The sequence below is a fragment of the Shinella sp. HZN7 genome (genome assembly GCF_001652565.1).
GTDB classification, from domain to species: domain Bacteria; phylum Pseudomonadota; class Alphaproteobacteria; order Rhizobiales; family Rhizobiaceae; genus Shinella; species Shinella granuli.
Genome location: NZ_CP015736.1, coordinates 208,959 through 231,382, shown reverse-complemented (window position 1 = coordinate 231,382; position 22,424 = coordinate 208,959). Strand labels below are relative to the sequence as shown.

Genomic DNA, 22,424 nt, shown 5'->3' with positions numbered 1-22,424 from the left:
CAGCGTTAGGAGGACTTCATGTCTATGCGCGCATTCTTCGGTTTCTCGGCACTTCTTCTGGCTGCCGTCGCCTCCCCTCCCCTCCCCGCAGGCGCACAAGAAACGCGCACCGTGGTCACCTCTGAAAACAGCGATTATTTCGGCTTCGACCTGCGCACCGTGCAGGACGTGACGCTCGACCAGTGCAAGACCGACTGCATCGACGACCTGTCCTGCCGTGCCTTCACCTATAATCCCAAGGTGAAATGGTGCTTCCTGAAGAGCGACTTCAACCAGCTCAACCATTTCCAGGGCGCCGTCGCCGGCAAGATCGTGCGCGCCGACAGCGCCGTCGATATCGGCGCGCCGCCGGCCATGGCCTTCATCCGCGACTACATGATGAGCGATGCCCGCTCCTTCCGCGACAACCTGTCGCTTGCCAGCGAGCACACCGGCCAGGGCACCGAAAGCCTCGCCTCGCTCGGCCGCATCGAGACGGCCTCCAGCCGCTTCGACCAGGCGCTGATCGCCTTCAAGGGCGCGCTTTCGCTTGCGCCCGACGACTACTACCTCTGGATCGAGACCGCCGAATCCATGACGCGCGCCGTCAACAACAGCTATCTCGCCGGCCAGGGCGCGCTTGCGGCGATCAACGCCTACCAGCTCTCGCGCACGACGGAGACCCGCGCCCGGGCGCTCGCCGTTCTCGCCGAGACGCTCGACAAGTCGAGCAATTACCGCGCCGGCATCAATGCCTACAAGGCGAGCCTCGCGCTGAAGGAGGACGTCGCGGTACGCTCGGCCTATCTCGGCCTTCGTGCCCGCCAGGGCTTCCGCGTCGTCAACCACACGATCGATTCCGACAGCGCGAGCCCACGCGCCTGCGTCGAGTTCTCCGAACCGCTCGTCAAGTCCGGCGCCGACTATGCCTCCTTCGTCACACTCGACGGTGCGGCGCCGAAGGCCGTGGAAGCCAAGGACCGGCAGATCTGCGTCGAGGGCCTCACCCACGGCCAGCGCTACAAGATCGCCTTCCGCCCCGGCCTGCCGTCGGCGGTCGACGAGCCGCTGGAATCGGCCGTCGACCTCGACATCTACGTGCAGGACCGCGCCGCCATGGTGCGCTTCACGGGCGACGGATTCGTGCTGCCGGGAAGCGTGCGCCGCGGCATCCCGATCGTCTCCGTCAACACCGACAGCGCCGACCTGAAGCTCTACCGCGTCGGCGACCGCGCCATTGCCGGACTGCTGTCCGAAAGCCGATTCCTCACCCAGCTCGACGGCTATTCCGCCAGCCGCATCGAAAACGACAATGGTGAACTGGTCTGGCAGGGTCAGATCGAGATCGCCCGCGACCTCAACAAGGACGTCGTCACCAGCTTCCCGGTCGACGAGGCGCTGCCGGAGCGCAAGCCCGGCGTCTACGTCCTGACCGCCGCCGCCTCGAACGGCCGCTCGAACGAATGGGATGCCAAGGCGACGCAATGGTTCGTCGTCTCGGATGTCGGCCTCACCACCTATGCCGGCACGGACGGGCTCAACGTCTTCGCCCGTTCGCTCGACAGCGCCGGCCCGCTCGACGGCGTCGAGCTCCAGTTGATCGCCAAGAACAACGAGGTGCTCGGCACCGCGACGACCGATGCGGACGGCCGCGCGACCTTCACCGCCGGCCTGATGCGCGGCACAGCCGCCAACACGCCCGCCGTGATCCTCGCGAAGAAGGGCACGTCGGACTTCGTCTTCCTCGACATGACGCGCGCCGGCTTCGACCTTTCCGACCGCGGCGTCACCGGCCGCCCGGCGCCGGGCGCCATCGACGTGCTCGCCTGGACCGAGCGCGGCATCTACCGCGCCGGCGAGACGGTGCACGCGACGGCGCTCGCCCGCGACATCGAAGCCAATGCCGTGGAAAAACTGCCGCTCACCTTCGTCTTCAACCGCCCGGACGGCGTGGAAGACCGCCGCATTGTCAGCGACGGCGCCGCGCTCGGCGGCCATGCTGTCGACCTGCCGCTGCAGGAAAACAGCATGCGCGGCACCTGGACCATGCAGATATTCACCGATCCCAAGGGCACGGCGATCGGCGAAAAGCAGTTCCTCGTCGATGATTTCGTGCCCGACCGCATCGAATTCGACATGACGAGCGAGGCGAAGGCCATCGAGGCCGGCGTTCCCGCCGAAGTGTCGGTCGAGGGTCGCTATCTCTACGGCGCACCGGGCGCCGGCCTTGAAATCGAGGGTGACGTCGCGCTGAAGCCGACGCGCCAGGACGCCGCCTTCCCCGGCTACGTCTTCGGCCTTGCCGACGAGGAGGCGCTCGAAGAGAGCACCACCTCGCTCGAAGACCTCGACGTGCTCGACGACGACGGCAAGGCGACCTTCGAGGTGAACGTCGCCGACCTGCCCTCGACCACCCAGCGCCTCGAAGCACTGGTCACGCTGCGCATGATGGAGGAAGGCGGCCGCGCCGTCGAACGCAACCTCACCCTGCCGGTCAGGGCGGCCGGCGCGATGATCGGCGTGAAGCCGGAATTTTCGGGCGAGCTTTCGGAAAACAGCGTCGCCAACTTCCATGTCGTCGCCGTGGCGCCGGATGGCTCCAGGCAGGCGATGCAGGACATGCCCTGGAAGCTGCTCGCCGTCGAGCGGAACTACCAATGGTATCGTGACGGCAGCTCGTGGCGCTACGAGCCGGTGCTCTCGACCAGGCAGATCGCCAACGGCACGGTCGATGCCGGCGCGGATGGCGGGCGCATCTCGGTGCCCGTCACCTGGGGCCGCTACCGCCTCGAAGTGGAAAGCGCCGAACCGGACGGCCCGGCGACCAGCATCGAATTCGACGCCGGCTGGTACGTCGCCGCAACCTCGACGGAAACGCCGGACGCACTGGAAATCTCGCTCGACAAGGAAAACTATGCGGTCGGCGACACGGCCAGGCTGAAGATCTCGCCGCGCCATGCCGGCCAGGTGCTGATCACCGTCGGCGCGGAAAGCCTGATCGCCACGAAGACCGCCGCCATCGGCGCCGAGGGCGGCGAGGTGGAAATCCCGATCACCAGGGAATGGGGCCCCGGCTCCTACGTCACCGCCACGCTCTTCCGCCCCGGCACGGACCAGGAAAGCCGCATGCCGATGCGCGCCATCGGGATCACCTGGCTGAAGGTCTATCCCGCCGACCGCAAGCTGAATGTCGCGCTCGACGTGCCGGAAAAGACGCTGCCGCGCCAGCCGCTCGATATCTCGCTTGCGATCAACGGCGCGGGCGCGAACGAGGAGGCCTATGTCACGGTCGCCGCCGTCGATGTCGGCATCCTCAACCTCACCCGCTACGAAGCGCCCGATCCGGCCGGCTGGTACTTCGGCCAGCGCCGGCTCGGCATGGAGATCCGCGATCTCTACGGCCGGCTGATCGACGGTTCGCTCGGCGCCACGGGGCGGCTGCGCACCGGCGGCGACGGCGGCGAAGGGGCGCTGTCGGGCAACCCGCCGACAGAAAAGCTCGTCGCCTTCTTCGCCGGTCCCGTGAAGCTGGATGCCGAAGGCAAGGCCAGGGTCAGCTTCGACATCCCGCAGTTCAACGGCACGGCCCGCATCATGGCTGTCGCCTGGACGAAGACCGGCGTCGGCAGCGCGTCGAAGGACGTCGTCATCCGCGACCCGGTCGTCGTGACCGCGAGCCTGCCGAAATTCCTCGCTCCCGGGGACCGCGCCGACCTGAGGCTCGATATCGCCAATACCGATGCCCCGGCCGGCGACTACACGGTCGAGGTCACCCACAATGACTCCGTGATGGTCGAGCAGACCGGCGCCGGCCGGACGCTGCGGCTCGAGCCCGGCGGCAAGACGGCGCTCACCCTGCCGCTGATCGGCGGCGAGGCCGGCGACGGCGTCGTGACGGTCAGGCTCTCGAACGACGCCGGCCTGTCGCTGGAACAGGCGCTCAACGTGCCGGTGCGCCCGGCCTCCATGCCGATCACCACGCGCCGGCCGATCGAGATCGCCGCCAATGGCAGCCTGACGATCGACGACCAGCTTCTGGCCGACAGCCAGCTTGCCGGCGCCTCCGTCAGCCTCAACGTTTCTCGCGCCGCGGCCTTCGACATCCCGGCGCTCCTGATGGCGCTCGACCGCTATCCCTACGGCTGCACGGAGCAGACGACCAGCCGCGCGCTGCCGCTGCTCTATCTCAGCGAGCTTTCCAGGCAGTCCGGCCTTGCCGAGGACACGGAAACGCAAAAGCGCGTGCAGGATGCGATCTACCGGGTGCTGGCCAACCAGTCCTCCTCCGGCAGCTTCGGCCTCTGGGGGCCGGGCTACGGCGACCTGTGGCTCGATGCCTTCGTCACGGACTTCCTGACACGGGCCCGCGAGCAGACGTTCGACGTGCCGGAACAGGCCATGCTGCAGGCGCTTTCCAACCTGCAGAACGCGCTCTCCTACGACGTCAACGTCACCAGCCAGGGCTACGAGATCGCCTATGCGCTCTACGTGCTCGCCCGCAACCGCAAGGCCGCGATCAGCGACCTGCGCTACTATGCCGACACGAAGCTCTCGGAGTTCTCCTCGCCGCTCTCCCGCGCGCATCTTGCCGCCGCGCTCGGGCTCTACGGCGATGCCCAGCGCTCGATGACGATCTTCTCCAATGCGCTCGGCCTGTCGCGCGACAGCGTGATGAACGCCAGCCTCTCGCGCACCGACTACGGTTCGTCGCTGCGCGATGGCGCCGCGATCCTGGCGCTGGCCGCCGAGGCCCGTCCGGTTCCGACCATCATCCCGGACCTGACGAAGCTGGTCGCCAGGCAGTGGGAGGACAAGCGCTGGACCAGCACGCAGGAACAGACCTGGATGCTGCTCGCCGCCCGTTCCGTGAAGGATGCCGACAAGGGCCTGGCGCTCGAGATCAACGGCACCGCGCATTCGGGCGGCTATGCCGCGCAGATGACGGGCAAGGCGCTGATGGACAACCCTCTGACGGTTGCCAACCGCTCCGGCGAGCAGGTCTCGGCCATGCTGACGACGGTCGCGGCCCCGGCCGATCCGCTGCCGGCCGGCGGCGACGGCTTTGCCATCGAGCGCAGCTACTACACGCTCGACGGCGAGGAGGCGAACGTCTCCGAGGCGACGCAGAACGAGCGCTACGTCGTGGTGCTGAAGGTGACGGAGCACAATGACTGGCCGTCGCGCATCATCATCACCGATCTCCTGCCCGCCGGTTTCGAGATCGACAATCCGAGCCTCGTCGACAGCGCGAAGCTGGCGAATTTCGACTGGATCGGCGAGATCGAGCCGGCCCATACGGAGTTCCGCTACGATCGCTTCGTCGCGGCCTTCAACCGCAGCGCGGGTGACAACCGCGAGGTGACGCTCGCCTATGTCGTGCGCGCCGTGACCCCGGGCACCTACGACCACCCGGCCGCGCAGGTGGAGGACATGTACCGTCCGCAATATTCCGCCCGCACGGCGACCAGCCGCATGCAGGTCGTCAAGGCTGAGTAGGGAGCCCGGCCGATGGCGCTCTGGCGCAAGCTCCTGATCGGCTCCCTCGGCGGGGCGGCGTTCATCGCCGCCCTCGCCGCCGGGCTCGACCATGCCGATCGCGCCTATCCGCCGCCGATCTCGGTGGCGGACACCGTTTCGAAGGAAGTGCTCGACCGGGACGGCCGCCTGCTGCGCGCCTTCGCGACGCCGGACGGGCTCTGGCGGCTGAAGACCACGGCCGCCGATGTCGATCCGCAGTTCCTGCGCATGCTGGTCGCCTATGAGGACCGACGTTTCCACGAGCATGCGGGCATCGACCCGCTGGCGCTGCTGCGCGCCGCCGGGCAGTTCGTCACGAATGGCCGCATCGTCTCCGGCGCCTCCACGCTCTCCATGCAGGTCGCCCGGCTGATCGAGCCGCGCGAGAACCGCTCGATGCTGGCCAAGCTGCGCCAGATGGCCCGCGCCGTCCAGCTCGAACGGCGCCTCTCCAAGGCCGAGATCCTCGATCTCTACCTGACGCTCGCGCCCTATGGCGGCAACCTGGAGGGCGTGCGTGCGGCGAGCCTCGCCTGGTTCGGCAAGGAGCCGAAGCGTCTTTCCGTCGCCGAGGCCGCCCTTCTCGTCGCCCTGCCGCAGCTACCCGAGAAGCGCCGGCCGGACCGCCACCGCGCCGCCGCGGAAAAGGCGCGCGAGCGCGTGCTTACCCGCCTGGCCGTTTCCGAGGTCATCGGCGAAGGCGAGGCGGAGCGCGCCAGCGCGGAAGCGGTGCCCGGCCGCCGCCGCCAGCTTCCCGCCCATGCCGCCCACCTTTCGGAGCTTGCGCTGCGCAAGGACGCCAGGGCAACCGAACACAGGACGACGCTCGACCGCACCGTGCAGGCCGGGCTGGAGACGGTGGCGCGCGAGGCGGCCGAGCGGCTCGGCCCGAAGGTCTCGATCGCCATGGTGATGGCCGATACCCGCACCGGCGAAATCCTCGGCGAGGTCGGCTCGGCGGACTATTTCGACGGCAGCCGCGCCGGCTGGATCGACATGACGCGCATCCGCCGCTCGCCCGGCTCGGCGCTGAAACCCTTCATCTACGGCCTCGCCTTCGAGGAAGGCCTCGTCGCGCAGGAAACCATCGTCGAGGACCGGCCCGCCGATTTTTCCGGCTACCGGCCGCGCAATTTCGACATGACCTACCAGGGGGACGTCAGCGTGCGCAAGGCGCTGCAACTGTCGCTGAACGTGCCTGCCGTGCGCCTCCTGGAGGCGGTCGGCCCGACGCGGCTGATGGTGCGCTTCCGCCGCGCCGAGGTGCATCCCGAACTGCCGCCGGGCGAAACGCCCGGCCTTGCCATCGGCCTTGGCGGCGTCGGCATCACGCTGCGCGATCTCACCCAGCTCTATGCGGCGCTTGCCAATCGCGGCATGCCGGTGCGTCTCGGCGACGGCATCGTGCGCGATGCGGCGGTGATGACGGGCGATCCGCTGCTCGATCCCGTCGCGGTCTGGCATGTCTCGGATGCGCTCTCCGGCGTCACGCCGCCGACCGGCAGCCGCCGCCTCGGCATCGCCTACAAGACCGGCACGAGCTACGGCTACCGCGATGCCTGGTCCGTCGGCTATGACGGCCGCCATGTGCTGGGCGTCTGGGTCGGCCGGGCCGACAACGGCGCCGTTCCGGGCCTCACCGGCTACGGTGCCGCCGCACCTATCCTGTTCGAAGCCTTCGCCCGGTCCGGCCTCGCCATCACCGCGCTGCCGCGGGCACCGGCCGGCGCGGTGCGCATCGCACAATCCGAGCTTCCGGCGAGCCTCCGCCGTTTCTCGACCACCGCAAGCGGCCTCGTCGCCACGACGGCGCGCGAGCCGGCGCCGGAGATCGTCTATCCGCCGGAAGGCGCCCATGTGGAACTCGGCGCGACGACGGGCGCGGCCATCTCGCCGCTCGTGCTCAAGCTCCAGGGCGGCCGCGCGCCCTTCCGCTGGCTCGCCAACGGCAAGGTCCTGCCCGATGCCTCGCGCCGGCGCACGACGCAGTGGATGCCGGAGGGCGTGGGTTTCTCGACATTGACGGTGATCGACGCTGCCGGGCGGGCGGCGAGTGTCAGGGTGTTCATCGAGTAGCGGGGGCGATTGCCCCTCATCCGCCTGCCGGCACCTTCTCCCCGCAAGCGGGGCGAAGGGGATATGCCGCGCCGTTTTCCTCAAACAACAGCCGTTCGTGGGGCACGTCCCCTCTCCCCGCACGCGGGGAGAGGGTTAGGGTGAGGGGCAAAGCCAGAGCCGCGACGTCACCGGAACACTACCTCGCCGTATCGCCCGGCACCCACCCCGCCTTGCGCTTCTCCAGGAAGGCGGCGATGCCCTCCGCCGCTTCCGGCGTTTCCCAGGTATCGGCCAGCCGCGTCAGCGTCATCTCGATGACCTTCTCGTCGATCGGCGAAGCGAGCGCATGCGCAAGGGCCTTCGTCGCGGCAACCGCCTCGGGAGACGTCACGAAATAGGGGGCGATCTCCGCCTCGACCGCCTCGTCCAGCGAGTCGGGCGCCACGACGCGGCTCAAGAGCCCGATGCCCCGCGCCGTCGCCGCGTCGAACAGGCGGGCGGACGTCGCAAGGCGAAGGAAGGCGGCAGGGCCGATACGGGCGGCGACATAGGGGCTGATCGTCGCCGGGATGAGGCCGAGGCGGGTTTCCGTCAGGCCGAAGCGCGCGCCCTCCGCGGCGATCGCCGCATCGCAGACGCTGACGAGGCCGACGCCGCCGCCATAGGCCTGGCCGTTGACCCGGGCGACGAGCGGCTTCGGCAGGTCGCGCAGCGCCTTCAGCATCAGGGCAAGCCGGCGCGCCTCGACGATCCGCTCTTCGCGCGTGGCGGCGATCTGCTCCTTCATCCAGTTGAGATCGCCGCCGGCGCAGAAGCTTTCGCCCTCTCCCGTCAGCACGACGAGGCGCACCGCACGATCCTCGCTGAGAAGTCCCGCGACGGCCGTCAGCTCGCGGATCATCAGGCCGGACAGCGCATTGTGCTGCGCATGGCGGCGCAGCGTCAGCGCGGCCACGCCGCGCCGGTCGACGGATACGGAAATCGTCTCGAAATTCATGGCTTCACCTCCTCGCTCCTTGAGAGCGCAAAATGTCAGGCGATCTTGCCGGTGATCCGACGCGCGAAAGCGGCGGCTGACGCCAGCTTCTCCCGGTCGAGCCCCGTCTTAAAACCCTCCGCCGCCAGCATGTCGGCGACCGCAAGCGTATCCACATTGCCGCGCGCGCCCGGCGCATAGGGGCAGCCGCCGAGCCCGCCGACCGAGGCATCGAAGACGGCGAGCCCATGATCGAGCGCGACGCGGATATTGTCGAGCGCCATCCCGCCCGTATCGTGGAAATGGCCGGCGAGCCTCCGCGGCGCGGCGACGGCAGTTACGACGGCCAGCATGGCCGCCACCTCTTCCGGGCGGGCGCGGCCGATCGTGTCGCCGAGGCTCACCTCGTGGCAGCCGAGGTCCAGCAATTGCCGGGTCACCCGCGCCACGGCGGAGGGCTCCACCGGCCCGTTATAGGGGCACTGCACGACGCAGCTCACATAGCCGCGCAGCGGAATGCCGTCCGCCTTCGCCGCTTCCGCGACCGGCCGGGCACGCTCGATGCTCTCGGCGATCGAGCAGTTGAGATTGGCCCGCGAAAAGCCTTCGGAAGCGGAGAGGAAGACGGCGACCTCATCGACACCGGCGGCCTTCGCCGCTTCGTAACCCTTCATGTTGGGCACCAGCGCCGCATAGGAAACACCGGGCCGACGCGCGATGCCGGCCATCACCTCGGCCCCGTCGGCAAGCTGCGGCACCCATTTCGGGCTGACGAAGCTCGTCGCCTCGATGCGCCGGAAGCCGCAGTCCGACAGGCGATCGATCAGCGCGATCTTGTCGGCGGCGGGGATGATCGCCTTCTCGTTCTGCAGGCCGTCGCGGGCGGCCATCTCGACGATTTCGACGCGCCGGCTCATACGGCCTCCTCCGGCTCCAGCGCCAAAAGCAGGGCGCCTTCCGCCACCTGGTCGCCCGCGGCGACGGGCACCGCGGCCACCACGCCATCGCGCGGGGCAGCCAGCACCAGCTCCATCTTCATCGCTTCCATGGTCACCAGCGCATCGCCGCGCGCGACGCGCGCGCCCGGCGCGACAGAGACGATGCGCACGAGCCCCGGCATGGGGGCCGAGAGCCGATCGCCACCCGCCGCCGCCTCGCCCTGATGACCGGCCTGCTGTGTGATCGCGAAGGCATGGCCGTGGCCGGCGAAGAAGACGGCGATATCGGCGCCTTCCCGGTGGATCGTCGCGGGCAGGAGATGTCCGTCGAAATCCGCCTGGACGGCACGGCCATCCGCCGATTGCACGCGGATATCCGTTGCCATGCCGTCATGGTCGATGCGGAAGCGATCCTTGCCAAGCGCGGTGACACGCAAGGCATGTTCCACGCCGCCATGATCGAGAAAGACGGTCTGGGCCGCATTCCCCCACAGGCGGAAACCACGGACATGACCCCATGGGTCCGGATCGGCCGGCGCGTCGAGAAAGCCGAGCGCCGAGAGGGCGGCGAGCGCAAAGACCTCCTCGGAGGCATCGGGATCGGCCAGCAGCCTCTCCCCGGCCCGGCCGATGAGGCCCGTATCGACATCGCCCGCGGCGAAGGCCGGCAGGCGGCAGAGGCGGGCGAGAAAACCGGCATTGGTCGTCAGTCCGCCGACGCGGCAGGCGGCGAGCGCCGCTTCGAGCCGCGCCAGCGCCTCCTTGCGGTCGCGGCCATGGGTGATCACCTTGGCGATCATCGGGTCGTAATAGGGGGTGATGATGTCGCCCGCGCGCACACCCGAATCGATGCGGGCTTCGCCCGGCAGGTCGAAGACGGTGAGGCGGCCGGTCGCCGGCAGGAAGTCGCGGGCCGGATTTTCCGCATAGAGCCGGGCCTCGAAGGCCCAGCCGTCGATGACAAGGTCCTCCTGCCGCTTCGGCAGGGGTTCGCCGGCGGCGACGCGCAGTTGCCATTCCACGAGGTCGAGGCCGGTGATGGCCTCCGTCACCGGATGCTCGACCTGCAGGCGCGTGTTCATCTCCATGAAGTAGAAGCGGTCCTGCCGCAGCCCTTCGGAGACGTCGGCGATGAATTCGACGGTGCCGGCGCCGCTGTAGCCGATGGCCGCCGCCGCGCGCACCGCGGCCCCACCCATCACGGCGCGCATCTCCGCCGTCATGCCGGGCGCCGGCGCTTCCTCGATGACCTTCTGGTGCCGGCGCTGGAGCGAGCAGTCACGTTCGAAGAGATGCACGACATTGCCGTGCCCGTCGCCGAACACCTGGACCTCGATATGGCGGGGTTTTGCCATGTATTTCTCGACCAGCACGCGGCCGTCGCCGAAGGCGCTTTCCGCCTCGCGCCGGGCGCTTTCGAGCGCGGCGGTAAAATCGGCGGGCCGCTCCACCCGCCGCATGCCCTTGCCGCCGCCGCCGGCGCGGGCCTTGATCAGCACCGGATAGCCGATCGCCTCCGCCTCGCCGGCGAGGAAGTCAGCCTCCTGCCGTTCGCCGTGATAGCCCGGCACGACCGGCACGCCGGCCTTTTCCATCAGCGCCTTGGCGGCGTCCTTCAGCCCCATGGCGCGGATGGCGTTTGCCGAGGGGCCGATGAAGACGAGGCCGGCCGCCTCCACCGCCTCGACGAAATCGGGGTTCTCCGAGAGGAAGCCGTAGCCGGGATGCACCGCCTCGGCGCCGCTCGCCTTGGCAGCCGCGATGATGGCGGGGATGTCCAGGTAGCTTTTCGCCGCTTCCGCCGGGCCGATGCGGACCGCCTCGTCGGCCATCGCGACATGCAGGGCCTGCCGGTCGGCGTCGGAATAGACGGCGACCGTCGCAACGCCCATGCGGCGGGCGGTGCGGATGACGCGGCAGGCGATTTCGCCGCGGTTGGCGATGAGGATCTTTCTGAGCATCCTGCCTCCGGCAAAATGGATAGGGAGACGCGGGACCTGGGTCCCGCGCGTTATTGTGCCGCGATGGCCTCGACTTCGAGCAGCCATTTCTCATCGAAGATCGCGCAGATGACGACGCTCATCGCCGGGGCGATGGCGCCGAGATATTCGCTGCGGATCTCGCGGTTGGCGGTCGCGTGGTGCCGGTCGGAGAGAAACGTCGTCACCTTGACGAGGTCGGCCTTGGACATGCCCGCCGCCTTAAGCTGCGCATCGATGTTGCGCCAGACGAGCCGCGCCTGTTCCTCGAACGTTTCCGGCACCTTGTCGTCGTCCGACACGGGAATCTGGCCGCTGATGAACAGCAGCTTCTTGAAATCCTCGATCTTGACGGCCTGCGAATAACCGCCGCGCGGGGTGGGGGCGTTCTTGGCATTGATGGTTTCGCGGTTCATGGCATTCCCTCCTCTACATCCTGAAGACGCCGAAACGGGTGGACTCGACCGGCGCATTGAGCGCTGCCGAGAGCGAAAGCGCCAGCACGTCGCGCGTCTTGCGCGGATCGACGATGCCGTCGTCCCAGAGCCGTGCCGAGGCATAGAGCGGGTGGCTCTGCCGGGCGAACATGTCGATGGTCGGCTGCTTGAAGGCAGCCTCCTCCTCGGCGCTCCAGCTACCGCCGGCGCGCTCGATGCCCTCGCGCCTGACGGTCGCGAGCACCCCCGCCGCCTGCTCGCCGCCCATGACGGCGATGCGGCTGTTCGGCCAGGTCCACAGGAAACGCGGCGAATAGGCCCGGCCGCACATGCCGTAATTGCCGGCGCCGTAGGAGCCGCCGATCAGGACGGTGATCTTCGGCACCTTCGCCGTCGCGACGGCGGTGACGAGCTTCGCGCCATGTTTGGCGATGCCCTCGGCCTCGTATTTGCGGCCGACCATGAAACCGGTGATGTTCTGCAGGAAGAGGAGCGGGATGCCGCGCTGGGCGCAGAGCTCGATGAAATGCGCGCCCTTGAGGGCGGCCTCGGAGAAGAGCACGCCATTGTTGGCGATGATGCCGACCGGAAGGCCATGCAGCGCGGCAAAGCCGCAGACGAGCGTGGTGCCGAAGCGCGCCTTGAACTCGTCGAAGCGCGAGCCGTCCACCACGCGGGCGATCACCTCGCGCACGTCGTAGGGCGTGCGGGTATCGGCCGGCACGATGCCGAGCAGCTCTTCCGGGTCGTAGAGCGGCGCATCGCCTTCCCCGGCCTTGGTAAACTCCGGCTTACGCGTATTGAGATTGGCGGCGATCTGGCGGGCAATCACGAGCGCATGGCGGTCGTCGCGCGCGAGATGGTCCGCGACGCCGGAAAGACGGGTATGTACGTCGCCGCCGCCGAGATCCTCGGCCGTCACCACCTCGCCCGTCGCCGCCTTCACCAGCGGAGGACCGGCAAGGAAGATCGTGCCCTGGTTCTCGACGATGACGGTCTCGTCGCTCATGGCCGGCACATAGGCACCGCCGGCCGTGCAACTGCCCATGACGACGGCGACCTGCGGAATGCCGGCGGCGGACATCTGCGCCTGGTTGTAGAAGATGCGGCCGAAATGATCGCGGTCGGGGAAGACCTCGTCCTGGTTCGGCAGGTTGGCGCCCCCGGAATCGACGAGATAGATGCAGGGCAGCCGGTTCTCCGCGGCGATCTCCTGCGCGCGAAGATGCTTCTTCACGGTGATGGGATAGTAGGTGCCGCCCTTCACCGTCGCATCGTTGCAGACGATCATGCATTCGCGGCCGGAGACGCGGCCAATGCCGGATATCATACCGCCGGATGGCGAAGCGCCGTCATAGAGGCCGTGGCCGGCGGTGAGGCCGATTTCGAGGAAGGCAGAGCCGGGATCGAGCAATTGCGCGACGCGGTCGCGCGGCAGGAGCTTGCCCCGGGAAACGTGGCGCTCGCGCGCCTTCGCCCCGCCGCCCTCCATGGCAAGGCCGGCCGCCGCCTCCACCAGGGCGAGTGCCTCCAGCATGGCCTTGCGGTTTGCCGCAAAGGTCTCGCTGCGGGTGTTCACGGTCGAGGAGAGGACCGGCATCACAGCGTCTCCTGGAAGATTTCGCGGCCGATGAGCATGCGGCGGATCTCCGAGGTGCCGGCGCCAATCTCGTAGAGTTTCGCATCGCGCAGCAGGCGGCCCGTCGGATAGTCGTTGATATATCCGTTGCCGCCGAGGGCCTGGATGGCTTCGAGGGCGAGCTTCGTTGCGCTTTCGGCGGAGAGCAGGATGCAGCCGGCGGCGTCCTTGCGCGTGGTCTCGCCCCTGTCGCAGGCGGCGGCCACGGCATAGACATAGGCGCGCGCGGCGTTGAAGGCGACATACATGTCGGCCACCTTGCCCTGCATCAGCTGGAACTCGCCGATCGGCCGGTCGAACTGCTTGCGCTCGTGCAGATAGGGGATGACCACGTCGAGGCAGGCGGCCATGATGCCGAGCGGGCCGCCCGAGAGCACGACGCGCTCATAATCGAGGCCGGACATCAGAACGTTGACGCCGCGCCCGACGGTGCCCATCACGTTCTCCTCCGGCACCTCGCAATCGGCGAAGACGAGTTCGCAGGTATTGGAGCCGCGCATGCCGAGCTTGTCCAGCTTCTGCGCCGTCGAGAACCCCTTGAATCCCTTTTCGATGAGGAAGGCGGTGATGCCGCGCGGGCCGGCTTCCGGATCCGTCTTGGCATAGACGACAAGCACATCCGCATCCGGCCCGTTGGTGATCCACATCTTGTTGCCGTTCAGCACATAGCGGTCGCCGCGCTTTTCGGCGCGCAGCTTCATCGAGACGACATCGGAGCCCGCGCCCGGCTCCGACATGGCGAGCGCGCCGACATGTTCGCCGGAGATCAGCTTCGGCAGGTACTTTTCCCGCTGCGCGGCGCTGGCATTGCGCACGATCTGGTTGACGCAGAGGTTGGAGTGGGCGCCATAGCTGAGGCCCACCGAGGCGGAGGCGCGGCTGATCTCCTCCATCGCCACGCAATGGGCGAGATAGCCCATGCCGGACCCGCCGAGATCTTCCGGCGCGGTGATGCCGAGCAGGCCGAGATCGCCCAGCTCGCGCCAGAGCGGCATGGGAAAGGTGTTGCTCCGGTCGATCTCCGCCGCCTGCGGGGCGACGCGATCGCTCGCAAAACGCCGGACGCTCTCCCTGAGCGCGTCGATTTCCTCACCAAGCCCGAAGCTCATCGCAGCATCGTACATGTCCGTCCTCCCCGGTCGGATGCCCCGGCATCCGCCTGCTTCTTCAATTCCGGAGCCGGAAGACCCGGCTCCACCGCGGCCTCAAGCGGCCGCCCTGTGTTGTCCTGCCGTGTCGAAGGCCAGGCGCATTTCCGCCTCGCGCGCCCGCACCCGCTTCACCGCCGCCTCCTTCACCGGGCCGTAGCCACGAATTTCGCCGTAAAGCGACAGCAGCGCAACGGCGGCGTCGAGGTTCTCGCGACAGAGGCTTTCAAGCACATGCTCGACCAGCGCCACGTAGTCGGCGATGAGCTGGCGCTCCATGCGGCGCTCCGCCGTGCGGCCGAACGGGTCGAAGGCGGTGCCGCGCAGGCCCTTCAGGCCGGCGAGCAGGCCGAAGGCCGGCAGCATCCAGCGGCCGAAGCGGCGTTTCCGTGGGCGGCCGTTCGCATCCTCGCCCTTGAGGAAGGGCGGCGCGAGGTTGAAGGCAATGCTGTACTTGCCCTCGAACTGCTCGGCCAGCCCCTGCTTGAAGGCCGGATCGGTGAAGAGCCGCGCCACCTCGTATTCGTCCTTGTAGGCGAGGAGCTGGGCGTAGACATGCGCGACGGCGCGGATCAGCCGGTCGTCCGGCCCAAGCGCCCGTTCCGCCTGGCGCACGCGCTCGACCAGTGCCTTGTAGCGTTCGGCCAGGGCGGCGTTCTGGTAAGCCGTCAGGTGTTTCATGCGATGGGCGACCAGCGCATCCGGCGCCATGGTCTCCAGCGTCGGGACCGGCTTGCCGGGGGTGAGCAGGCGTTCGGCGCGGGCCGGGTCGGCGGCGATCAGGCGGCCCCAGCCGAAGGCGGAGAGCGTGGCGTCGACGGCAACGCCGTTCAGCACGATCGCCTGTTCGATCGACTGACGCGTCAGCGGGATCAAGCCCTTCTGCCAGGCAAAACCCGTCATCAGGATGTTCGTCGCCATGGCATTGCCGGCCACCTTCTCGGCGATCGTCGTGAAATCGAGAAGATGGGAGGGGTCGCGCAGCGCCGCGCGCACCGTGCCCTCGACATCGCGGCGGCGGAAATCGAAGTCGCGCTTGCGCACGAAATCGGCGACCGGCGTCAGCTTCGTGTTGACGACGCCCGTCGTGCGGTGGTGGTCGCAGAGCGTGACGGCATCCTTCGAGGCAGCCACCACGTCGTCGGCGGCCAGGAGGAGATCCGCACCGCCCGTGACGATGCGCGGCGAGGAGACATCCTCATCGCAAAGGCCGATGCGCAGGTGGCTCATGACGGCGCCGCCCTTCTGGGCAAGACCCGCCATGTCGAGGATCATCGGCGCCTTGCCGTCGAGATGGGCGGCCATGCCGAGGATGGCGCTGATCGTCAGGATGCCGGTGCCGCCGATGCCGGCAATGGCGATGTTGTAGGCGCGCTCGCCGATATCAACGATGTCGGGCTCGGCAATGCCTGATATGTCCGGGTTGGAGCGCGCGGCCTTGCGCAGCCGGCCACCCTCGACCGTCACGAAGGACGGGCAGAAGCCCTTGAGGCAGGAATAGTCCTTGTTGCAGGTCGACTGGTTGATCTTGCGCTTGCGGCCGAATTCCGTGTCGAGCGGTTCGACGGAGACGCAGTTCGACTGGGTGGAACAGTCGCCGCAGCCTTCGCAGACGGCGGGGTTGATCATCAGGCGGACCGGCGGGTCCTCCAGCAGGCCGCGCGAGCGGCGGCGACGCTTTTCCGCCGCGCAGGTCTGCACATAGACGATGGCCGAACAGCCGGGCGCCTCGCGGATATCGCGCATCACCCGGTCCATCTCGTCGCGGTGGCGCACGATGACGCCGGGCGCGAGCACCGCGGGCGAATAGGCGTCCAGGTGGTCGGAGACGAGGTAGATCGGCGCCACGCCCTCGTCATGCAGCTGCCGCGTCATCACCTCGGGGCTGAGCGGACCATCGACAGGCTGGCCGCCGGTCATGGCGACCGCGTCGTTGTAGAGCAGCTTGTAGGTGATGTTGACGCCGGCGGCAACGGACTGGCGGATCGCCAGGATGCCGGAATGATAATAGGTGCCGTCGCCGAGATTGACGAAGATGTGCTTCTCGTCGCTGAAGGGTGCGATGCCCGACCACGGCACGCCTTCGGCACCCATATGGGTGAAGGTCGTGGTGTCACGGTCCATCCACTGCACCATGTAGTGGCAGCCGATGCCGGCGGTCGCACGGCTTCCCTCCGGCACCTTCGTGGAGGTGTTGTGCGGGCAGCCGGAGCAGAAATAGGGCACGCGCTCGACCGGCGCCGTGTGCGCCTTGCGGATTTTCTCGCGTTCCAGGAGATAGGCGAGCTCGTCGGAAATGACCGTCTTCAGGCCGGCGTCGAAATCGAACTGCAAGAGACGGGCGGCGATCGCCCTTGCCACCATGCCGACGGACAGCGCCTCCGACAGCGGCAGGAACGGCTTGTCCTGATGGTCGAACTTGCCGACGATGCGCGGCCGCTCGCCGTGATGCCAGTTGAAGAGCTGCTGCTTGATCTGGTTCTCGATGATCTCGCGGCGCTCCTCGACGACCAGCACCTCCTCCAGCCCCTGCGAGAAGTCGCGAACCCCTTCCGGCTCCAGCGGCCAGGGCATGCGGACCTTGTAGATGCGTATGCCGATCTCGGCCATCTCGGCCGGGCCGAGGGAAAGCTCCTTCAGCGCCTGCAGCACATCCTCATAGGCCTTGCCCGAGGCGATGATGCCGAACCGGGCGCGCGGCACGTCGTGCGTCACCTCGTCCACCCGGTTGGCACGGGCAAAGGCGATGGCGGCGTAGCCCTTGTAGGTCTGGAGGCGTTCGTCCTGCGGCAGCGGCGGGTCGGGCCAGCGCAGGCCGAGGCCATCCCGGGGCAGCTCGAAATCCTGCGGGATGACGAACTGCCGGCGTTCGCCCGCGAGATCGACGGAAGCGGTCGTTTCCACCGTGTCGGCGATGAACTTCATGCCGACCCAGCAGCCGGAATAGCGCGACATGGCGGTGCCGAGCAGGCCGTATTCGACGAATTCGTGGATCGAGGAGGGATAGAGCACCGGGATCAGCGCCGACATGAAGGCATGGTCGGACTGGTGCGGAATGGAGGACGACTTTGCCGAATGGTCGTCGCCGGCGAAACAGAGCACGCCACCATGTTTCGCGGTGCCGGCGGCATTGGCGTGCTTCAGCACGTCGCCGCAGCGGTCGACGCCCGGCCCCTTGCCGTACCAGTAGCCGGCAACGCCGTCATAGCGCGCGCCCGGCGAGAGGTGGAGCTGCTGCGTGCCCCAGACGGCGGTGGCCGCCAGGTCCTCGTTGACGCCCGGCCGGAACACGATGTCGTGCGCCGCCAGATGCTTCTTCGCCTTTGCAAGCTGCTGGTCGTAGCCGCCGAGCGGCGATCCGCGATAACCCGAGATGAATGCGGCGGTGTTCAGCCCCGCGGCCCGGTCGCGCCGCATCTGGACGATGGGCAGGCGCACGAGTGCCTGGGTGCCGGAAAGGAAGATCCTCCCCTCCTCCGCCATATACTTGTCCTCGAGAGAAAAGCTCTGCTTGAGCATGACTTCCTCCTCGATGGCCCTCCTCCGTGAAAGCCATCCTCCATATGTAGGAGCTTACCCATGGAATGGGAGGAGCGGGTCCCTATTTTCGCGGCGGAGCATCACAGTTTCGGGATGGCATCCGCAAAAGCGGCCGCTGGGCGCAAAGCCATCCTCATTTCCCGTCAGATCGGAACGCGGTGCGTGTTCTTCAGCTCGTCGAGCGCGAAGCTGGAATTGACGAAGCCGACGCCCGGCAGGCGCAGCAGCGCCTTCTTCAGGATCTCCTCGTACTGGCGCACGCTGCTCGTCAGCACCCGCAGCACATAGTCATGGTCGCCGGTCATGGAATAGCACTGCACGACCTCCGGCATGTGCCGCACCGCCTTCTCGAATTCCAGCAGCGTCGCCTCGTCGTGCTGCTTCAGCCGCACGAAGCAGAAGACCGACACCTCGAAGCCGACGCGCTTCGGATCGACGGCGACGATGCGGCCGCGGATGATGCCCTGCCGCTCCATCTCCTTGATGCGCCGCCAGCAGGGCGTGTGGCTGAGCCCGACGCGCTCGCCGATCTCGGCGACCGTCAGCTCCGGTTCGCTCTGCAGCAGCCGCAGGATCTTGCGGCTCGTCTCGTCCATGCCGCTTTCGCCCATCTAGAGGAGCCCGCGGGAGGAGAGGTTGCGCATCAGCGCGGCGATGCCGAAGGTCCAGGGTGGGCATTCGGTGGAAAGGCGCACGGTGTTGGTGAGGGCACCCAGCTCGGCATTGGAGATCGTCACCCGGTCGCCGGTCTTGTGGGTAAAGCCCTGGCCGGGGGTATCGCGATCCTCGACGGGCGCGAAGAGCGTGCCCATGAACAGCAGGAAGCCGTCAGGATATTGGTGGTGCTTGCCGATCGTCTGGGCGACGAGGTCGAGCGGATCGCGGCTGATCTCGCGCATCGTGCTGCGCCCCTTCAGGACGAAACCGTCCTCGCCCTCGATCAGGAGATCGAGATCGGCCTTGCGCACGTCGCCGATCGCATAGGTCTCGTCGAAGAGGCGGATGAACGGGCCGATCGCGGCCGAGGCATTGTTGTCCTTGGCCTTGCCGAGCAGCAGCGCCGAGCGGCCCTCGACATCGCGCAGGTTCACGTCGTTGCCGAGCGTCGCGCCCTTGACGCGGCCCTGGCTGTCGACCGCCAGCACGATTTCCGGCTCCGGATTGTTCCACCTGGAGATCGGGTGCAGCCCCACCGAGGCGCCCCAGCCGACGGCGGCCAGCACCGGCGCCTTGGTAAAGACCTCGGCATCCGGCCCGATGCCGACTTCCAGATATTGCGACCAGACGCCTTCTTCGATCAGCGCCGCCTTGACCTTGGCCGCCGCGTCCGAGCCTGCCTTCAGGTCGCGCAGGCTGTCGCCGATGATGGCGGTGACGCGGCCGCGCACCTTCTCCGCCAACGCCGGATTGCCCGCCGCCTTCTCCTCGATCACGCGCTCGATCATCGAGCGGGCGAAGGTGACGCCGCAGGCCTTGACGGCCTGGAGATCGCAGGGCGCGAGCAGGTGCAGCCGGGAAAAATTGCCGGCGCCCTCGACGGATGCCTCCAGCACGGCATCGAGCGTGCCGAACGGATCGCAGGGCGCCGCACGCGCGACAGCCGCCGGATCGTCCGTTTCCAGAAGGTCCCGCATCGTCGGGATGGCCTTGGACGTGATGTCACACAGCTTGCCGTCGCGCAGCACCACCACTGCCGGCCCCTGCACATCCGGCCGCCAGACGCGCCCGACAAAAGTTCCCCGCGAAAAATCGCCTGCCGTCATCGTCACACGCCGCTCCTCCAAGAATCCTCGACTGGAGTTCTAGACCGAAAAGCATGACGGGGAACAGGGAGAAGACAGGCGCACGCAAACGAAAATAGGGGGATGGCGGACGGGAGCGCCGCCATCCCGTGCGATCAGGCCGGCCGGGTGCGCACCGCCGAGACGATGGTGAGTGCGGCCAGCAGCAGCACGGCGCCGCTGGCGACGAAGACGCTCGTCACGCCGGTTGTATCGAACAGGGCCCCGCCTGCGGCGGCACCGGTCGCGATGGCGAAATTGATGGCGGCGACGAAGAGGCCGCCGGCGCTTTCGGCCTCGTCCGGCACGGCGCGGGTGATCCAGGTCGACCAGGCGACCGGCACCGCGCCGAAGGCGAGGCCCCAGAGCGCGACCATGGCCGCATCGCCGGCAAGGCTGCCGCCGAAGACGGAGAGCGAGAAGGCAAGCGCGCCCATCACCACCGGCATGATCGTCAGCGTGAAGCGCATGGAGCGTTCCAGCAGCACGGCGCCAAGATAGTTGCCGAAGAAGGTGGCGATGCCGAAGCCGAGCAAGACGGCCGAGAAGCCCTCGACGCCGAGACCCGTCACCGTTTCGAGGAACGGCCGTATATAGGTGAAGAAGGCGAAATGGCCGGTGAAAACGAGCAGGATCGCGAACATCGCGAAACCGACGCCGGGCCGCATCAGCACCTCGAAGAGCGTGCCGAAGCGCGAATGGCCGCGCGGCGGAAGCGAGGGCAGCGTCGCAAACTGCACGACGAGCGCCAGCGCGCCGAGCACGGCGGCGCCTAGAAAGACGTTCCGCCAGCCGACGATATCGCCGACATAGCTGCCGACGGGCGCGGCGAAGACCGTGGCCGCCGATACGCCGAGGAACATGACCGACAAGGCCTTCGGCACATAGGCCTCCGGCACCAGCCGCATCATGGTCGCCGCCGAAAGCGTCCAGAAGCCGCCGAGCGCCATGCCGAGCAGCACGCGCCCGGCCAGAAGCATGGCAAGGTTCGACGCCATCGCCACCAGGAGGTTCGAGAAGATCAGGAGGACCGAAAGGCCGAGCAGCACGAGCCGCCGGTCGATCCTGCGCGTCACCACCGTGACCAGCAGGCTCGTCGCCAGCGCGACCGCCGCCGTCGCCGTCACCGCCTGGCCGGCCATGCCCTCGGAGATCCGAAGGTCCGCCGCCATCGGCGTCAGCAGGCTTGCGGGGAGGAATTCCGCGCCCACCAGCCCGAACACGCCGAACGTCATCGATATCACGGCTCCCCAGGCCGGCCGCGCATCCGCTTCGCTCTGCGGCGCCGCGATTATTGCATCCGTCATCTGCCATCCCTTTCCTGTTGCAGTGCGTGCTCCAAGAGGTGGGTTGAAATGCAAGACGCACAATGTCATTTTATCCGCAATGTTTGATCAATCGTCCGACCCTGTAAAAAACCTGCATGATCCCGTCAGCGAGCTCCTGATGGGCATGCGCCTTCGCGGCGCGAGCTACGGCCGGCTCCAGCTCAGCCCACCCTTCGGCATCCGCTTCCCGGCGGGACCGGAAGCCCGCTTTCATTTCGTCTCCCGCGGCAAGGTGCTGCTGCGCGCACAGGGCGAGGCCGGGCGCGAACTTGCCTGCGGCGATGCCGTGCTTCTGCCGCGCGGCGAGATGCACGAGATCGTCACCGGGCCGCATGTCCAGATCCGCGACTACGACAGCTATACGCGAAAGCCGCTCTGCGCCGATGTGGCGGCGGTGGAAGCCTGCATCAAGACCGCCGACCGGGAAAACGACACGCTGATCTTCACCGGGCGCATGGAATTCGAGCTCGACACGCTGCATCCGCTGGTCGGCCTCATGCCGCAGATCATGTCGGTCGGCGCGCTGATCGGCCGCCAGCCGGAGCTGATGCCGCTGCTCGACGCGATGGAGCGGGAGATGGGGGAGGAGCGCGTCGGCTCGGCCGGCATCCTGGCGCGCCTTGCGGACGTGGTCGCCGCCTCCATCGTGCGCGGCTGGGTGGAATGCGGCTGCGGCGATGCAACGGGCTGGATCGAGGCGCTGCGCGACCCGCGCCTCGGCCGCGTCATCGCCGCCCTCCACCGCGAGCCCGGCCGCAACTGGACGCTCGCCGACATGGCAGAGGAAATGGGCAGCTCCCGATCGGTCTTCGCAAAACGCTTCGTCGAGGTGACGGGCGTGACGCCGCAGCGCTACGTGCTTGCCCTGCGCATGCGCCTTGCCGAACAATGGTTCCGTCGCGACAAGCTCTCGATCGACACCGCCGCCCGCCGCCTCGGCTTCGGTTCCCAGGCCGCCTTCGCCCGCGCCTTCAAACGCGTCGTCGGTGAACCGCCCGGCCAGACACGCAGGAAGGCGGCGACACCATCCGGCACCTGAGCGTCAAGGTGCGTGGTGAGCAACCGAAATGCTTTGCTACCCCCCTTCGGGCGCGAAGACGAGCG

The 22,424-nt window shown here is 68.0% G+C and carries 13 protein-coding genes; 3 read left to right on the top strand and 10 right to left on the bottom strand.

The window, feature by feature from the left end; translation table 11 throughout:
* The first annotated feature begins 24 nt into the window (after positions 1–24).
* The gene (locus tag shn_RS01120) at positions 25–5,475 is read left to right on the top strand and encodes an alpha-2-macroglobulin family protein (RefSeq protein ID WP_064328799.1); all 5,451 of its coding nucleotides are present in this window, start codon (positions 25–27) and stop codon (positions 5,473–5,475) included.
* A 12-nt stretch (positions 5,476–5,487) separates the two neighbouring features.
* Entirely contained in the window at positions 5,488–7,572 is a 2,085-nt protein-coding gene (gene pbpC, locus shn_RS01115) for a penicillin-binding protein 1C (RefSeq protein WP_064328798.1), read from the top strand.
* 178 nt (positions 7,573–7,750) lie between these two features.
* Here pbpC and shn_RS01110 read toward each other — a convergent pair whose 3' ends face one another.
* The 10 genes from shn_RS01110 to shn_RS01065 form a co-directional block, all read right to left on the bottom strand.
* Positions 7,751–8,551, bottom strand: a complete 801-nt coding sequence (locus shn_RS01110; protein WP_064328797.1) for a crotonase/enoyl-CoA hydratase family protein — start codon at positions 8,549–8,551, stop codon at positions 7,751–7,753.
* Between the two features lie 35 nt (positions 8,552–8,586).
* On the bottom strand, positions 8,587–9,447 hold the full coding sequence (locus shn_RS01105; RefSeq protein ID WP_064328796.1) for a hydroxymethylglutaryl-CoA lyase: 861 nt from the start codon (positions 9,445–9,447) through the stop codon (positions 8,587–8,589).
* Complete coding sequence (locus shn_RS01100; protein WP_064328795.1) at positions 9,444–11,429, bottom strand: acetyl/propionyl/methylcrotonyl-CoA carboxylase subunit alpha; 1,986 nt, start codon at positions 11,427–11,429, stop codon at positions 9,444–9,446. Before shn_RS01100 ends, shn_RS01105 begins: the two co-directional genes overlap by 4 nt.
* A 50-nt stretch (positions 11,430–11,479) precedes the next feature.
* Positions 11,480–11,863 carry a RidA family protein gene (locus shn_RS01095; RefSeq protein ID WP_064328794.1) on the bottom strand — a complete coding sequence of 128 codons (384 nt, stop codon included), beginning with the start codon at positions 11,861–11,863 and terminating at the stop codon, positions 11,480–11,482.
* Between the two features lie 13 nt (positions 11,864–11,876).
* Entirely contained in the window at positions 11,877–13,484 is a 1,608-nt protein-coding gene (locus shn_RS01090) for a carboxyl transferase domain-containing protein (protein ID WP_064328793.1), read from the bottom strand.
* The gene (locus shn_RS01085; protein WP_305848997.1) at positions 13,484–14,632 is read right to left on the bottom strand and encodes an isovaleryl-CoA dehydrogenase; all 1,149 of its coding nucleotides are present in this window, start codon (positions 14,630–14,632) and stop codon (positions 13,484–13,486) included. The genes shn_RS01090 and shn_RS01085 overlap by 1 nt, the downstream gene beginning before the upstream one ends.
* A 96-nt stretch (positions 14,633–14,728) precedes the next feature.
* Positions 14,729–18,190, bottom strand: coding sequence for an indolepyruvate ferredoxin oxidoreductase family protein (locus tag shn_RS01080; RefSeq protein ID WP_064328791.1), 3,462 nt, complete (start codon positions 18,188–18,190; stop codon positions 14,729–14,731).
* Positions 18,191–18,354: 164 nt separating this feature from the next.
* Positions 18,355–18,807, bottom strand: coding sequence for an Lrp/AsnC family transcriptional regulator (locus tag shn_RS01075; RefSeq protein ID WP_133035919.1), 453 nt, complete (start codon positions 18,805–18,807; stop codon positions 18,355–18,357).
* 15 nt (positions 18,808–18,822) lie between these two features.
* The gene (locus shn_RS01070) at positions 18,823–19,974 is read right to left on the bottom strand and encodes a fumarylacetoacetate hydrolase family protein (RefSeq protein ID WP_064332382.1); all 1,152 of its coding nucleotides are present in this window, start codon (positions 19,972–19,974) and stop codon (positions 18,823–18,825) included.
* A gap of 134 nt (positions 19,975–20,108) precedes the next feature.
* Entirely contained in the window at positions 20,109–21,299 is a 1,191-nt protein-coding gene (locus tag shn_RS01065) for an MFS transporter (protein ID WP_064328789.1), read from the bottom strand.
* A gap of 139 nt (positions 21,300–21,438) precedes the next feature.
* Between shn_RS01065 and shn_RS01060 the strand changes: the two genes are divergently transcribed.
* Positions 21,439–22,359 carry an AraC family transcriptional regulator gene (locus tag shn_RS01060; RefSeq protein ID WP_245337346.1) on the top strand — a complete coding sequence of 307 codons (921 nt, stop codon included), beginning with the start codon at positions 21,439–21,441 and terminating at the stop codon, positions 22,357–22,359.
* The last annotated feature ends 65 nt before the right edge of the window (positions 22,360–22,424 follow it).